The following is a 15,985-nucleotide window of genomic DNA, read 5'->3' on the forward strand; positions in this document are numbered from 1 at the left end:
TTGTGCAAAAAATGAATTATATTTATATCTGATTAAGAAACAGGAGGCTATGAATAAAATATCAATTAAATCTTGGGCATTAGATGATAGGCCGCGTGAAAAACTGATGTTGAAAGGTAAATCAGTTTTGTCAGATGCTGAGTTAGTTGCCATTCTTATAGGATCTGGAAATAGAGAAGAGAGTGCAGTTGCCCTTTCTCAGAGAATATTAAAATCAGTAAATAATGATTTAAATGCATTGGCGAAATTATCGATAGAAGAGTTAATGATGTTTAAAGGAATAGGAGAGGCAAAGGCGATTTCGATAATCACTGCTTTAGAATTCGGAAAAAGAAGACAGTTTGAAGAAAGAGAGGTTGTTTCAAAAATAAAGAGCTCGCTAGATGCTGTTACCATATTACAACCTTTATTGGGCGATTTAGAGCATGAAGAATTTTGGGTGTTATATTTAAATAATTCAAATAAAGTATTGGCAAAACATCAATTAAGTAAAGGAGGTTTTACGGCAACACTAGTTGATGTGCGATTATTGTATCAAAAAGCATTAAAATTATCAGCAGTTGGTGTGATTGTGTCACATAATCATCCGTCAGGAAAAATGAAACCAAGTAGCTCTGATATTGAACTTACTAATAAAATAAAAGAAGCCGGTGTTACTTTAGATATAAAACTCTTAGACCATTTAATAATTACCGAAAAAGCGTATTTTAGCTTTGCAGATGAAGGGATTTTATAGTCGTTTATATTTTGCTACAATTTTTATTATAGACTATGATACTTATTTATACTCATAAAATTACGCCTCGTGTTCGTTATGTTTTTAAACATGTTTTTACACGGGTTTTAAAAATACCGATTAATTTTACAGGTAAAGTAGAAGAGTTTGTAGCCTATAATGAGCCTAAATTTTCGTATACGAATGTAGCTTTAGGAAAAGAATTTTTTGTAAAAAGTAACGAATTGTTATTTCAACAAGGAATTAAAAATTTCGAAATAAATGTAAAAAAATGGGATAACCTTCCTTGCTTTTTTTCAACAGATGAGCAATCAGAAATTCCGTTCGATATTTTTGCTGCAAGTTTTTATCTAATTTCTAGGTATGAAGAATATTTACCACATGTAAAAGATGTACATACTCGTTTTATGGCAACGGAAAGTATCGCTTTTAAATCTGGGTTTTTAGAAAAACCTATTATTGACATTTGAGCCTATAAATTTTTAGAAATATTAAAAATTAAGTTCCCAGACTATGAACACGCTACCAGAAAATATAAATACATTTCTACAATTGATGTAGACAATGCTTTTGCCTACAAATACAAGAGTTTTGTACGAACAATGGGCGGGTTTTTAAAAGATGGATCACAATTTAAAATAATTACAATTTGGGATCGATTTGCAGTTTTATTCAATATAAAGCGAGATCCGTTTAATACTTTTAAATCTATTGTAGAATTAAAAAAGATATATGAAGTTAGAACTATTTTTTTCTTTTTAATAGGAGATTATACCACTTTTGATACAAACGTATCAGCCTCAAAAGGAAAATTTAAGTTGCTAATAAAAGACATGGTTGATTATGCGCGAGTAGGCTTGCATCCATCGTATTATACAAGAGAAAATAATATATTGTTAAAAAAAGAGAAAGAACGATTAGAAAATATTATCAATATGCCGATTAAACGTTCTCGTCAGCATTATTTACGATTATCACTACCAAAAACATATCAGAATTTAATCGATTTAGAAATAGAAGAAGATTACTCGATGGGGTATGCAAGTCATACCGGTTTTAGAGCAAGCACTTGTACGCCGTTTTATTTTTATGATTTAGAATTTGAAATTCAAACACCCTTAAAAATATTTCCTTTTGCTTTAATTGACACCACTTTAAACGATTATATGAAACTAACACCAAAACAATCGTTAGGTAAAATTAGAGATTTAAAGAATGAGGTTAAAGCTGTTAACGGTGTTTTTATCACTGTTTTTCATAATGAAAGTTTAAGTAATTATCAAAGATGGCGCGGATGGAAACGAGTATATAGCTCGATGTTGAAAATAGTTAGACATTAATTAAATTTAGTAAGCATTATATTTTTATATGAATATAGAACACATTTTTTTTGATTTAGATCATACACTTTGGGATTTTGATAAAAATTCAAAACTAACTTTCCAACAAATTTTTAAAGAACAAGATATTCAATTAGAAATAGTGGAGTTTTTAGAAGTATATATGCCTATAAACCTTGAGTATTGGCGATTGTATAGAGAAGATAAAGTTACAAAATCGGTATTAAGATACAGTAGATTAAAGGATGCTTTTAACGCTGTAAATTATAAAATTTCTGATACTTTAATCAATACAATTTCTGAAGATTACATAAAGTATTTACCTAATCACAATCATTTATTTGAAGGTGCTATTGAGGTTTTAGAATATTTAAAACAAAAATATGAATTGCATATAATTACAAATGGTTTTGAAGAAGTTCAAATTTTGAAGATGCAAAAATCAGGAATAGCTAAATACTTTAAAGAAGTTATTACGTCGGAAAGTGTGGGCGTAAAAAAACCAAACCCTAAAGTTTTCGAGTTTGCTTTAATGAAGGCAAAAACAACTCCAAAAAATTCTTTAATGATAGGAGATAGTTATGAAGCTGATGTTATGGGCGCATTAAAAATTGGGATGTTAGCTATTCATTTTACGAACGGTTCAAATACTAAACAAGGCATTTTAAGTGTTGAATCATTACTAGCATTAAAAAAATATGTATAATACGATTTATAGTTTATTAAAAATAACCGATATTGCTGATACTTATACTATCATTTTAAGTTTAAATTAATTAAGAATTATAATGAAGAAAATATTTTTGATTTTACTGATGTTAACGACATCAATTTTTGCGCAAAAAAAAGTGAATAATTATAAATACGTAATTGTACCCAATAAATTTGATTTTTTTAATAAGAAAGATCAATATCAAACAAGTTCATTAACTAAGTTTTTATTTAATAAATATGGTTTTATAGCTGTTTTGGAAGATGAAAAATTACCGAATGATTTAGCTAAAGACAGGTGTTTGGCATTAACAGGAGTCATAAAGAAAGAATCTGGTATGTTTTCAACGAAAACATTTGTAGAATTACGAGATTGTTTTAACAATGTTGTTTATTCATCTGTAGTTGGAAAGAGTAAATTAAAAGATTATAAAAAAGCATATAATGAATCGATTCGTAATGCATTTAAAACTATTGAAAAATTAAATTATAAATACACACCTCTCAAAAAAGAAAAAGTTGAGGTTGTTAATGAAAATATACCAGCGGTAGTTGCTTTACCCAAAATAGTTGTTAATAAACCTGTTTCTGTAAACACAAATAAAGAGGTTGAAATAGCAAATTTATATGCGCAATCAACTGCTAACGGATATCAATTAGTAAATACGAAACCCGAAGTTGTTTTTCAATTATTGAAAACGAATATAAAAGATGTTTTTGTTATCAAAAATAAAAACGGAATCCTTTATAAAAAGAATGCAATTTGGATTGCTGAATATTATAAAGAGAACGTACAAGTAATTAAAAAATATCAAATAAAATTTTAATTTGATATTAAATGAATTAAAAAAGCGAGCTGTATAGCTCGCTTTTTTTAATAGTTATATTTATCCTTCCAACGTTTTTTTAATAATTCTCTGAATTGATTTTCACGAGTATTATTACCTGGTTCGTATAATTTTGTGTTTTTAATTTCGTCAGGTAAAAACTCTTGATCTACAAAGTTACCGGCATAATTATGTGAATATTGATAATCTTTACCATAATCCAAATCTTTCATTAATTTGGTTGGTGCATTTCTTAAATGCAACGGAATTGATAAGTCACCTGTTGTTTTAACTAAGTTTTGAGCTTCGCCAATAGCTATATATGAGGCATTGCTTTTTGCTGAATTAGCTAAATATACAGCACACTGACTTAAGATAATTCTAGATTCTGGATACCCAATTACAGATACTGCCTGAAATGTATTATTAGCCATAATAAAAGCGGTAGGATTTGCATTTCCTATATCTTCAGATGCCGCGATAAGCATTCTCCTTGCTATAAACTTAACATCCTCACCACCTTCAATCATTCTAGCCAACCAATATACAGCACCATTTGGGTCGCTACCTCTTATCGATTTTATAAAAGCAGATACAATATCATAATGTTGTTCACCTGTTTTATCATAACGAACGGTGTTTTTTTGAATTTTAGATAAAACAAGCTCATTAGTTATCTCTATTTCATTGTCTGCGGCAACTAATAATTCAAAAACGTTTAATAATTTACGAGCATCACCACCAGAGACTTGTAATAAAGCTTCAGTTTCTTTTAAGTGTATTTTTTTTTGTGAAATAAATTCATCTTTTTCTATTGCTCGATGCAATAACGCAATTAAGTCATCCTTGTCGAATGAATTTAAAATATAGACTTGGCAACGTGAGAGTAGGGCAGGAATCACCTCAAAACTTGGGTTTTCGGTGGTTGCTCCTACTAAGGTAACCCAGCCTTTTTCTACAGCAGCGAGTAATGAATCTTGTTGAGATTTACTAAAACGATGGATTTCATCAATAAATAAAATTGGATTCTTTTGCGTAAACAAACCGCCGCTTTTTTTTGCTTTTTCAATAACTTCTCGAACATCTTTTACACCCGAACTTATGGCACTTAACGTATAAAAAGGACGGTCAGATTCATTGGCTATAATATTTGCTAATGTTGTTTTACCGATTCCAGGAGGTCCCCAAAGAATTAAAGAAGGAATAATACCTTGTTTAATATGATTGGTTAAAATTCCGTTTTCGCCCACCAAGTGTTGTTGACTTATATAGTCTGATAAATTTTGTGGACGTATTCTTTCTGCCAAAGGTTCATTCATACGGTAAAAATATAAAAGATTTATGACAGATCTTCCGAAATTGTTGTTTGGATTTATTTTTGTTATTTTCATGATGATGAAAACAATTACTCAATTAGAATTTTCGAACCGTATTTTTAGTGTTCCGTTCCTTTTCGTTTTTTTGATTTGGTTTACTTATTGGATAGAAATTACCTTTGGATTCAATTTTAATAAATACGGAGTATCACCCAGAAATTTAGGTGGTTTAAAAGGTGTTTTAATGGCTCCTTTTATTCATGGTGATACGAATCACCTTTTTAATAATTCGGTTCCTTTGTTTGTGCTCTTATCATGTCTTTTTTATTTTTATAATAAGGTTGCAGTAAGAGTTTTATTATTTGGAGGATTTTTTACCGGTTTTTTAACATGGATTATTGCCAGTAAATCCTATCATATTGGAGCTAGTGGAATTGTTTACCTGCTTTTTAGTTTTATTTTTTTTAGCGGTATTATCAAAAAACATTATCGATTAGTAGCAGTTTCACTAATAACTATATTTTTATATGGAAGCATGATTTGGTATGTATTACCAATTAAAGAAGGAATGTCTTGGGAGGGGCATTTATCTGGATTGATAGCCGGATTTGTTTTAGCAATAGTTTACAGAAAAAGAGGTATTGTAAAAGAAAAACATGAGTTTTCTAAAACTGAATTTGATGATATGTTTGATGAAAACGGAAATTACATTCCGCCAGTAATAAACGAAGAGAAAGATTTACCAGAAATCAGTTACACCTATTTTTATAAAGAAGAGGAATAAAAAATCCTGCAAAAAGCAGGATTTTTAAAAATTATATTATTGTCTTTGTCTTAGTGTTTCATACAAAAATACTCCACAGGCAACAGAAACATTTAAAGATTCAATTTCACCAAGTAAAGGCAATTTAGCTTTGTAATCTACCATTTTTAAAACAGAAGTACTTACACCTTTGTGCTCAGAACCCATTACAATTGCCATTGGTTGATTAAAATCAACATCAAAAACAGCATCTTCTGTTTTTTCGGTAGCAGCTACCATTTTTATATCGGCAGCTTGTAATTGAAACATGGCATCTTTAATATGATCTACTTTACAAATAGGAATTTTAAAAGCTGCACCAGCTGATGTCTTTATCGTTTCAGCATTTACAGGAGCACTACCACTTTTTTGAATGATAATTCCGTTAACACCCGTACATTCAGCTGTTCTAATAATGGCACCAAAATTTCGTACATCAGATACTTGATCTAATAATAAAAACAAAGGCATTTTATCAGAGGCTATAGTCGTTTCAATTAATGTTTCTAAATCATGAAAATCTACAGGAGAAATTTTTGCTACTGCTCCTTGGTGATTACTGTGTTTTGATAATCTATCAAGTTTTTCTGTAGGAACTACACTAGTTGATACTTTGTTTTTTCTTAATAATTTATCCAATTCAAAAAACAACTCACCTCTAAGTCCTTTTTGTAAATATACTTTGTTAATTGATGCATTACTTTCAATAGCTTCAATAATTGCTCTAATACCAAAAATAGTCGTGTTTTCTTCCATGCTGCAAATGTACTAGAATTTATGGTATAAAAAAACCACCTCGTTAGAGGTGGTTTAAAATACTAATAGATTAAAATATTATTTTATCTATTAGTATTAACACTTTCATCGATGTTAGGGTTAGCATCAATTTCTCTTTGTGGTATTTTTAAGAAAAATTTCTTATCATCTGCAGTTAAGTCAGAATTAATTAGTCTATGAGCTCCAGTTCTAGGAAGCGCTCTTCTTAATCTTTTAGCATCAAACCATTCTACACCAATTTCAGCATACAATTCTTTTCTTCTTTCAAGTAAAATTTCTTCTAAAAGATCATTACCTGTATTAGTAGATCTTGTCGCTAACATATCCCTGTTCTCTTGTAATTTAAACAGTAAATCATGTGCATCAGCTTCTGATTGTCTAGCTTTAGCCTCAGCTTCGATTAGAATCATTTCAGCTGTTCTCATTAAAGGCATGTCAGAGTCAAAAGCAAAAATAAACTTTGTAGTCGTATAACGTCTCCAATCACCGGGTGTTGATAAGTAAGGACTATCAAATAATTTTCTAACATCAGTATTAGAAAATTCAGCAACAAACTCTTCATTGATGTAAGTACCATTATAAGGACCATTAGCATGATCAGAAAATACATGAGGAGCAATATAGTAGTAATTAGTTTGGTCTTCAGTTTGCGGGTTACCCCAAATCCATTCAATATTATTAATGTCGTCAAATCCTTTATTGTAAGATGTGGCATCCAAAACAGCATTAACATCACCTCCATATGCATCATGAGCTGCTTGTTCAGCACCTGACCAGTTTTCCATAACTAAATATACACGAGCTAAAATACCATTAGCTACATTTTGATTGATGTAAGACTTTCCTAGTCTACTCCCGTCTAATGAATTTACAGCATCTTGTAAATCATTAACAATTAAGTCATACATTAGGTCTAAAGTAGACATCGGTTTACCTTCTAAAGATAAAGCTGTATATATAGGAGGAGCTGGCAGTGTAGAGTCATATGTATAAGTATGTTGAAACTCCATGGCTAATTGAAAGTAGAAAAAAGCTCTTATTGTTTTACCCTGAGCAATCAATTCTTCTTTATCAACATCAGATAAAGAACTTGCGGTCACTCCATTTATTAATATGTTAGCTTGATTAATCATGTAATATGGAAATTCCCATGAAAAATTAACCCTAGTATAAGTAGGTTCTCTATTATCATTGTCATAGTCAAAATTGAACCATGAGTTTTGTACAATATCATTACCTTTTACGATCCTAGCAAAATACATAGAGTAAATACCTCCAGAGTCAGTACGTGTAAATTGTGATCTGAATTGTCTATGAATTCCAGATAGAAAAGCTTCAACACCTTCTCTTGTATCAAAGACAACTACATCAGTAACAGAACTGGTTGGTTGTGGGTCGTTTAGAAAGTCCTCACTACAAGCTGTTAATGATAGAACAGCTAGTAATAGTACTACTTTTATTTTTAATATATTATTTTTCATTTTTTTTTATTTTAAAATTCTAAGTTAACACCGAAAGATAATATTCTTTGGTTGAAAGAACGATTATTAGTAGTTCCTGATAAGCTTTGTTCTGGGTCTATCCCTTCATGGCTTTGAAAAGTAAGTAAATTATCTGCTTGAAAATACAACCTAGCTTTAGATAATCCTGTGCTATTAATTACATTAGATGGTATAGTATAACCTAAAGTTAAAGCTTTTAATCTTAAATAATTATTTTTAAATAAAAATCTATCAGAACTAGAAGAAAAATCGTTTTGAGAAGCAAGTAGAAGAGGTATATCTGTTTCGTCTCCTGGTTTTTGCCATCTATCTATTAAATCAACAGAACCTGGCTGTCCAACACGACTCATACCTGACATTAATGAAGCATAACTACTATCATAAACATAAGCACCATAACTAAAGTTCATTAAAATATTTAAATCAAAATCACGATATTTAAGAGTATTTCTTAAACCACCAATAACATCAGGTAAAGAAGATTTGTCTGAATAGTATCTAGTGGCTGTAGCATAATCGTCAGATTTAATACGTTCACCTGTAGGATTACCACTTCCATCCACTACGTCTTTATACCAAAGACCATAACCAGTAGCAGGGTCTACTCCAGCCCATTCTCTTAAGTAAAATTCATAAATAGATTTACCAACTTCCCATCTCTTAGATCCATTGATAAAAGATTCTTGAGTTAATTCAGTAATCTCATTTTTATCAAAAGAGAAATTTAATCCAGCACTCCAACTAAAATCATTCTTGTTTATAATATCTGCATTTAATATAACTTCAATACCACTGTTTTTAATACTACCAGTATTAGTTCTAATAGATGTATTACCTGTAGATGAAGCAAGAGGCTTGTCATAAATTAAATCAATTGATTCTTTGTTGTAGTATTCTACAGAACCATCAATAATGTTATTGAATAATCTAAAATCTAAACCAATATTAGATAATCTTGATTTTTCCCAAGTTAAAATAGGGTCAGTAACACCTCCAGAAACAACACCGGTGTTTGTTAATTCATTGAAACCTGTTTCAAAAACAGCTAAATAAGGAAAGTATCCAATACCTCTATTGTTTCCTAGTTCACCAAAAGATGCTCTTAATTTAAGGAAGTTAACAGTGTTACTCTCTGCTAAAAATTTTTCGTCAGAGATCACCCATGACCCACCTATAGAATAGAAGTTACCCCATCTAACGTCTTGATCGAATTTACTAGACCCATCAGTTCTGAAAGATCCTTCTAAAAAATATTTGTCTTTAAAGCTATAACCAACTCTACCTAAATATGAAACTAATGTTTCATCAGTAAAAGAACCACTTACACTTTCAGGTGTTGTACTTCCATTTAGAACTCTTACATTTGGTAAATAACCAACACCTTGTGCTCCTAAATTATCATTAGTTCTTTCGAAAGCTTCATGAATTACATCAACATTGATTGAATGATCATTAAATGTATTCTTGTAGTTTATAGAGTTAATTATATTTTTAGTAGTAACAAAATCTCTATCTTGAGAAACACGACCACCTACACTTGCAGCATAACCATATTCATTGTGTACATATTGATATGAATCATAAAGATATTTTTCATAAGAAAATTGTGTCTTAAAACTTAAATTTTCATTGAAATTAATTTTAGCGTATGTGTTTGCTGTAATGTTATCTCTTTTGTAATTTGTAACATAGTTATATAAAGAACCTACTGTGTTTTCAGAGTTAAAAAGAGGTCTAGTTGCATTTACAGGTTGCCCTCCTGCATCACCATAATCATAAAGTTTATTTCCTTTAGGGTCAAGAATAAGTTGTCCATTCGCATCTCTCCTGTAAACAGGGTAAAAAGATGAAACATTATTTATCCACTGAATAATACTCGTAAAAGAGGTACCGCTTTGACTAGGGTAGTTTTGAGTAGAAGTAGAATAAGAAAGGTTTAATCCCGTATTTAACCAATCATTAATCTTAGAATCAATATTTATTCTTGTAGCAACTCTTTCAAAATTAGATGTTTTAATAGATCCTTCTTGGTTTAGATAGTTCGCTGAAAAAATATAAGTAGTATTTTCACTACCTCCAGAAACAGATAAATTATGTTCTTTTCTAACAGCAGCATCATTCTCTAAATGATCTATCCAGTTAGTATTCCATAATTTATCGGTTGAAACTAGTTTTCCGTCAAGACCAACAGGATTGTTTATTCCATATGGATTGTACTGTAGGGTAGGTATAAGTTGATCTGTCGCACGAGCTGCTGCTGCTGCTGCACTCTCACCATCTTCATATTGAAAGTTATTTCTCATAGCTTCCCAAGTGTATTCTGTAAAAGTATCTGTGCTAGTTAACTTATGTCTTTTAACAGCATTACTTGAAACTCCCATAGTAGAACGTAAACTAATAGTTGTTGGAGAGTTAATACGACCTTTTTTTGTTGTAATTATGATTACCCCATTAGCACCACGAGAACCGTATAATGATGTTGAAGAAGCATCTTTCAACACAGTCATACTTTCAACCTGGTCAGCACTGATTGTGTTTATATTACCGTTAAAAGGTGCACCATCTAAAATTACTAAAGGTTCGGCAGAAGCATTGATAGAACCAATACCTCTAATTCTGATTGTTGCATTGTCTCCAGGTTGTCCTCCTGCAGAAATAATGTTAACACCAGGCACACTACCTTGTAAAGCACTAGTAACAGATGCTACTTGTTGGTTTTCGATAACATCTGAACTTACAACAGTAATAGCTCCTACAACAGATTTTTTGTTTTGTGTACCATAAGCAACTACAATTACTTCATCTAATAAATTATTTCCTTCCATAATAAAAGAAATATTATTGGATGAACCTACTGTTCTTTCAGTAGTTTTCATACCAACAAAACTAAATACTAAAACGTCTCCAGTTTTAGCTTTAATAGAGTAATTTCCATCAAAATCTGTTTCAGTACCTATTGTAGTACCCTTTTTTAACACCGTAACACCAGGCAATGATCCAGATTCATCTGAAACTGTACCTGAAATTGTTTTGTCTTGTGCAAATGAAATTTGCACGACTAACGCTAGTAACAGCGTTAAAATCCCATTAAACTTTGTCTTCATTGTATAATTATTTGAATTAATTAGCTGCTAAAGTCTTAATTTTATCCCAATTAAACAATTTTTTAACAAAAAAGAATGTGTAAATATTTTTTAGCTACTCTTTAAAAAGCAAATAAAGCTCAAGGAGTTCTAATTCCTTAAGCTTTATTTTTGTTAATAGTTTAGTTATATTTCCCAACCCCCGTTTGAGTAATCTATATCAGGTGTTCCTGTAGTTCCACCAAAAGTGTAAACTGGTAAAGGAACAGCGTTTAAAGATTTTCCAGGTACAGGGTAATGTAAAAAAGTGCCTTTTTGAAGTAATCCTTCTTTTCTCATTTCAAAAAAAGGTAAAGCCATACCAGTTAAAGGAAACTCAATAATTCTTTCATAATGTATAGCATTTGCAATTGCAATTGCATCAGTTGAAGAAACATCTGGTAAATTACCACGAGTCTTTCTTGTACCCATGTTTAATACAGTAGCAGCCCCAGTTAAATCGCTAGTTCTTAACATCGCTTCTGCTTTGTACATATCATTTTCAGATACAGTATAGTCAGGCATGCTTTCTGCTTCAGTAGCTAAAAAGAAGTCATATCTTTTGTATCTGTATGAGCTATAATGATAATCACCTCTTGCAGGGTTAAAATCTTGACTAGTTAGATATTCATAATCACTTAAGAGCCTAGCGTCTGCACTAGTTGATTCAGCTATGGTTACTGTTCCTGATGGCCATACACTTGGTGTGTTTGGATCCATTAAGTTTATTGCATACATATCTGTTCTTGCCCAACCAAATTGACATAAAACCCATTTGTAATCATCCCAAATAGTATCAGCATTTGTCGTCACTTCAAAATCTCTAGAAATCCCTTTATTTGCGTAACCTAATACTTTAGTCCAGTTTATTGCATCTCTCTCTGTAGTATTACGAGCATTCATTGTTAACATTCTAGCTCCCATAGAGTTCATAAAAGAAGCTAAATCTACACTGTTATATGTTTGCCCAGGTATTGTGTTTGCTGCTAAGTCGAAATTATTTGCTTCAGCTATTGAGATAGCTAAATCTAGTTTTTCTAAAGCGAAAACCATAGCATCTTTATAATCCACCGGGTTTCCGTTGTTTAAAGCACCGTTTTCATCTGATAACCAAGCCTGGTCGTATACTAAAGCTGCATAACCAACAGAAAGAGCTTGACCAAAACGACCAATTGCTTCAATTCTCTTAGGGTCTTCAAAAGCCGTTCCATTGTTTACAGCTTGTATTAATGTATTTGAATCGTTAAGAATAGAATAGATTGCATTAAAAAAAGTTTCATTAAAACCTGCGTTACCATAACTAGCTTGATTGTTGTAAGCTACTCTAGGTTGGCTAGATAAATCTCTCATTCCTGCATTACCCCAAGAGCAAGTTGCTGCATCTGACATTGTAGTTAAAGCAATACCTAAATTTGAATATTGATGATTAGCATTCCACCAATTAAAAATAACAGTGGTTGATAAAGCTTCAAGAGCTGATACATCAGTCGTTAAAGTTGCTGTGTCAGGGTTCTCAGAATTTTGTACTTCTAAATCAGTTTCAAAATTCTCGCATCCTATAAAAAGGAATATGGCAACAATAGAAACTATGTGTTTTATATTTTTCATTATATTTAAAATTTTAATTGAACTGCAAGTGAATAAGATCTTGATACAGGATACACTCCATAATCTACAGAAAAGTATTGTTGAGTATCAGTACTAAAAGTGCTTACTTCTGGATCCCACCCTTTGTAATCTGTAAAAGTCAATAAGTTTTGACCTGATAAAGTTAATTTTAACGATTTAAAAAATCCTTTAGCAATCTTGTTAAGTTGTGATTCATTAAATGAGTACGCTATAGAAGCTTCTCGTAATTTTACATAACTACCGTCTTCTACCCAGAATGCATTACTATTATTTGTGTCATACAGACTTTCATAATATGGAATTGTTTTCTTGTTAGCAGCATTTTTGCCAGCTTGGTCAACCATAGCACTTCTTCCGTCAATAGTAATCCATTGATTATTACGATTGTATACGTCACCACCTTTTTTCCAGTCCCAAAGCATGTAGAATTTGAAACCTTTATATTTTAAACTAGAATTTAAACCTAAATTAAAATCTGCATTTTGGTTCCCTATTTTTTCACTAACAGCTGTTCCGTTAGCGTCAACTAATGCAGTTGCAGCTTCAGTAGTTGTACCAATAGAAGATTTTAAGACAACTATGCCATCTGAATTAACAGAGTAATCTGTGATTGAATTACCTGTAGGGAGTTGTTGAGCCATTTGATCTAATGTAGTAACAAATTTTCTACCATACATAGAGCCAAATTCTTCACCTTCTTTTATTAAAAATAAATCATTTGGATCAACTTTTTGTTGAGAGACGTTTAATGCGGTTATTTCATTATTTGACATAGAAAAGTTTACGCCAACATCCCATGATAAATCGTCTGTTTTTATTACGTTAGCATTTAAGGTAGCTTCAATTGTATTAAAATCTACTGTACCTACATTTTGCCATTGTTGATTGAAACCAGCATTTGCAGGTGAAAATAAATCAACTAACATAAATTGATCTTCTGTTTTTGATTTTGAGTATACAGCTTCAAGATTAAATTTATCTAAAAAACTAGCGTTTAAACCTAATTCTAATTCGGTAGTTTTTGATGGTTTTAAATTGGGGTTACCCTTGGTTCTGTCTGTTGATAGAATACCATCGCTAATTCCAACTTGTTCATATTGCCAATTAAATCCAGGTCTTTGTCCTGAAGTTCCGTAAGCAGAGTGTACTTTTAATTCTTGGACTCCTGGAATGTCAATATCTTTGGTTATACGATATGCACCCGAAACTCTATAATAACTAGCCCATTGATTATTTTCACCAAATAAAGAAGAACCATCTCGTCTATACATAGCATCAAAAATGTATCTATCTTTATAATCAAGACCTACAATAGCAAAAAAGTTTTTTGCTCTTTCATCAGTCTTATCAGACCCAGAAGAAACATTAGAAGGATCGGAATTGTCAAGAGAAGGTATACCTGGGTATAAAAAATCAATTCCATTAGCTTCAAAAAATTCATATTTACCATCTTCTATTAAGTAACTAATTTTACTTTTTACATTAAGGTCATTCCAGCTCTTCTTGAAATTAAGAGTAAGCTGTGCTTTTTGAGTCAAGCGATTAGAGAATGATTCATATAAACCTCCTTTTGAGTACCCAAACCCAACAGGGTCAGCTGTTTTTGTGAATGAAGTATAAGGGTTAAGTTGACTTAATTTACTGTCAATATTTTCAAAAGCATATTCACCATCTAAATCTAAATAATCATTTAATTTGATGTTTAATTTATAACTACCAGTAAATTTTCTAGTTCTTCTAGTTCTTTCTGTGCTGTAAAGATCGTATAAAGGGTTTGTTAATTCAGATTGCCATTGATCAGGAAAGTAGTAATAAGGTTGACCATCAGGGTTTTGTTCAAATACATAAACATCAGGGTTTAATCTAATAGCAGATCTATAAAGATCGTCGTCATTTGGAGGGGTATTATCGACAGTAGATATGAGGTTATTACTAGTATTGAAACTTAGCCAGTCATTGATTTCAAAATCACCATTAAATCTAAAGCTATTCCTGTCGTATCCTTTTGTTTCAACCAATATACCTTCTACATTGCTGTTTTCATATGAAAATAGTAGTCTAGCTTTTTCTGAACCGCTAGAAACAGAGGTGTATAATGTTCTGTTAAAGCCTTTTCTGAAAAAATCGTCTTGAAAATCAGAATATTTACCGTAAGGATTATCAGCGTATTGATCAGTATCTAGAGATCTACCCCCGATAACAGCTGAGTTTCTAATACCATTATAGTTTGCAGGATATGTAACACCATCGTATTTTGTGTATACTCCTTTAGCAGATTCCCAATCTGAAGCTAAGGTGTATGCATGAGATTTATTTAAATCCATTTTGTTACCTAATTCTTGAAAACCAATAGAGGATCTAATTGTAACTTCAGTCTTACCAACTTTACCTCTTTTAGTAGAAATAACAATAACTCCGTTACCAGCCCTAGAGCCATATAAGGCAGACGCAGATGCACCTTTTACAATTTCAAAAGAAGCAATATCGTCAACGTTCATATCTGAAAGTCCTCCTTCAACAAAAGCTCCATCAACTATGTATAGTGGTTCTTGAGAGTCATATAGATTTTTAGCGCCTCTTAATATGATGTTAGCACCTTGACCAGGCTGCCCTAAGTTTGTAACGGAAACACCGGCAACTTTACCTTGTAGAGCACTAACTGCAGAGTTTACAGGGACATCTTCTAGTCTATTAGCACTAACTTTAGCAACAGATACAGAAAGTTTTTTTCTAGAGGTTCCACCTGCAACACCAGAGACAATGATTTCATTTAAAACGTTGTCGCTTGTCATGAAGATGTTAATAGAATTTGACGTGTTAACTGTTTTTGTGGTAGTTTTCATACCTACAAAACTAAAAATCAAGACATCTCCAGTTTTAGCTTTAATAGTGTATTTTCCATCAAAATTAGTTTCCGCACTTACATTTGTGCCTTTTTTTAATACCATTGCTCCTGGTAGTAGTCCTGACTCGTCAGAAATAATACCTGAGATTGTTTTTCCCTGCGCAAACGTTATTTGAACCAGTAGCGCTAAGAAGAGTGTTAAAACTCCATTAAACTTTGTTTTTATTTTGTAATTATTTGAATTAGTTTCGTCAAAACTCTTAAAAAAACAACAAATTCTTTGATTATTTATTAAATTATTAAATTTTATTCATTTTTTTAACACATAATGAATGGTTAATTTAATCTCTATAATGTGTTCTTGGGAGGTTTGTAGTG

Annotated in this window: 12 protein-coding genes; 6 read left to right on the forward strand and 6 right to left on the reverse strand. The window is 31.4% G+C overall.

Annotated elements, in window-relative coordinates:
• The first annotated feature begins 49 nt into the window (after window positions 1–49).
• The 5 genes from radC (at window position 50) to PG912_RS03665 (ending at window position 3,614) form a co-directional block, all read left to right on the forward strand.
• Window positions 50–736: a RadC family protein gene (gene radC / locus PG912_RS03645; RefSeq protein WP_260584970.1), complete on the forward strand. Its 687-nt coding sequence runs from the start codon at window positions 50–52 to the stop codon at window positions 734–736.
• A 35-nt stretch (window positions 737–771) separates the two neighbouring features.
• Complete coding sequence (locus PG912_RS03650; protein ID WP_275688528.1) at window positions 772–1,206, forward strand: DUF7033 domain-containing protein; 435 nt, start codon at window positions 772–774, stop codon at window positions 1,204–1,206.
• Window positions 1,207–1,338: 132 nt separating this feature from the next.
• Entirely contained in the window at window positions 1,339–2,076 is a 738-nt protein-coding gene (locus PG912_RS03655) for a polysaccharide deacetylase family protein (RefSeq protein WP_275688529.1), read from the forward strand.
• 28 nt (window positions 2,077–2,104) lie between these two features.
• Complete coding sequence (locus PG912_RS03660) at window positions 2,105–2,782, forward strand: YjjG family noncanonical pyrimidine nucleotidase (protein ID WP_275688530.1); 678 nt, start codon at window positions 2,105–2,107, stop codon at window positions 2,780–2,782.
• Window positions 2,783–2,864: 82 nt separating this feature from the next.
• Window positions 2,865–3,614: a hypothetical protein gene (locus PG912_RS03665; protein WP_275688531.1), complete on the forward strand. Its 750-nt coding sequence runs from the start codon at window positions 2,865–2,867 to the stop codon at window positions 3,612–3,614.
• A 47-nt stretch (window positions 3,615–3,661) separates the two neighbouring features.
• On the opposite strand, the gene PG912_RS03670 is transcribed toward PG912_RS03665, so the two are convergent.
• Window positions 3,662–4,933, reverse strand: a complete 1,272-nt coding sequence (locus tag PG912_RS03670) for a replication-associated recombination protein A (RefSeq protein ID WP_275688532.1) — start codon at window positions 4,931–4,933, stop codon at window positions 3,662–3,664.
• Window positions 4,934–4,955: 22 nt separating this feature from the next.
• On the opposite strand from PG912_RS03670, the gene PG912_RS03675 reads away from it, so the two are divergent.
• Window positions 4,956–5,714, forward strand: coding sequence for a rhomboid family intramembrane serine protease (locus PG912_RS03675; RefSeq protein WP_333780683.1), 759 nt, complete (start codon window positions 4,956–4,958; stop codon window positions 5,712–5,714).
• Window positions 5,715–5,750: 36 nt separating this feature from the next.
• On the opposite strand, the gene rlmB is transcribed toward PG912_RS03675, so the two are convergent.
• From rlmB to PG912_RS03700, 5 genes are all read right to left on the reverse strand, one after another.
• Window positions 5,751–6,488 (reverse strand): 23S rRNA (guanosine(2251)-2'-O)-methyltransferase RlmB, encoded by a 738-nt coding sequence (gene rlmB / locus PG912_RS03680; protein WP_260584976.1) that lies wholly within the window; start codon window positions 6,486–6,488, stop codon window positions 5,751–5,753.
• Window positions 6,489–6,571: 83 nt separating this feature from the next.
• Window positions 6,572–7,990, reverse strand: coding sequence for a RagB/SusD family nutrient uptake outer membrane protein (locus PG912_RS03685; protein ID WP_275688533.1), 1,419 nt, complete (start codon window positions 7,988–7,990; stop codon window positions 6,572–6,574).
• A gap of 11 nt (window positions 7,991–8,001) precedes the next feature.
• Entirely contained in the window at window positions 8,002–11,115 is a 3,114-nt protein-coding gene (locus PG912_RS03690; protein WP_275688534.1) for a SusC/RagA family TonB-linked outer membrane protein, read from the reverse strand.
• Between the two features lie 165 nt (window positions 11,116–11,280).
• Complete coding sequence (locus PG912_RS03695) at window positions 11,281–12,741, reverse strand: RagB/SusD family nutrient uptake outer membrane protein (RefSeq protein WP_275688535.1); 1,461 nt, start codon at window positions 12,739–12,741, stop codon at window positions 11,281–11,283.
• A 5-nt stretch (window positions 12,742–12,746) separates the two neighbouring features.
• Entirely contained in the window at window positions 12,747–15,917 is a 3,171-nt protein-coding gene (locus PG912_RS03700; RefSeq protein WP_333780698.1) for a SusC/RagA family TonB-linked outer membrane protein, read from the reverse strand.
• Window positions 15,918–15,985 lie beyond the last annotated feature (68 nt).

The sequence above is a fragment of the Tenacibaculum retecalamus genome, assembly GCF_027941755.1.
Taxonomy (GTDB): domain Bacteria; phylum Bacteroidota; class Bacteroidia; order Flavobacteriales; family Flavobacteriaceae; genus Polaribacter; species Polaribacter haliotis_B.

What these genes read in the sequence shown, in the direction of transcription:
- PG912_RS03650 (WP_275688528.1), top strand. Translation starts at nt 772, where the DNA reads ATGATACTTATTTATACTCATAAAATTACGCCTCGTGTTCGTTATGTT.
- PG912_RS03655 (WP_275688529.1), top strand. Translation starts at nt 1,339, where the DNA reads ATGGGCGGGTTTTTAAAAGATGGATCACAATTTAAAATAATTACAATT.
- PG912_RS03665 (WP_275688531.1), top strand. Translation starts at nt 2,865, where the DNA reads ATGAAGAAAATATTTTTGATTTTACTGATGTTAACGACATCAATTTTT.
- PG912_RS03690 (WP_275688534.1), bottom strand. Translation starts at nt 11,115, where the DNA reads ATGAAGACAAAGTTTAATGGGATTTTAACGCTGTTACTAGCGTTAGTC.
- rlmB (WP_260584976.1), bottom strand. Translation starts at nt 6,488, where the DNA reads ATGGAAGAAAACACGACTATTTTTGGTATTAGAGCAATTATTGAAGCT.
- PG912_RS03695 (WP_275688535.1), bottom strand. Translation starts at nt 12,741, where the DNA reads ATGAAAAATATAAAACACATAGTTTCTATTGTTGCCATATTCCTTTTT.
- PG912_RS03670 (WP_275688532.1), bottom strand. Translation starts at nt 4,933, where the DNA reads ATGAATGAACCTTTGGCAGAAAGAATACGTCCACAAAATTTATCAGAC.
- radC (WP_260584970.1), top strand. Translation starts at nt 50, where the DNA reads ATGAATAAAATATCAATTAAATCTTGGGCATTAGATGATAGGCCGCGT.
- PG912_RS03685 (WP_275688533.1), bottom strand. Translation starts at nt 7,990, where the DNA reads ATGAAAAATAATATATTAAAAATAAAAGTAGTACTATTACTAGCTGTT.
- PG912_RS03660 (WP_275688530.1), top strand. Translation starts at nt 2,105, where the DNA reads ATGAATATAGAACACATTTTTTTTGATTTAGATCATACACTTTGGGAT.
- PG912_RS03675 (WP_333780683.1), top strand. Translation starts at nt 4,956, where the DNA reads ATGACAGATCTTCCGAAATTGTTGTTTGGATTTATTTTTGTTATTTTC.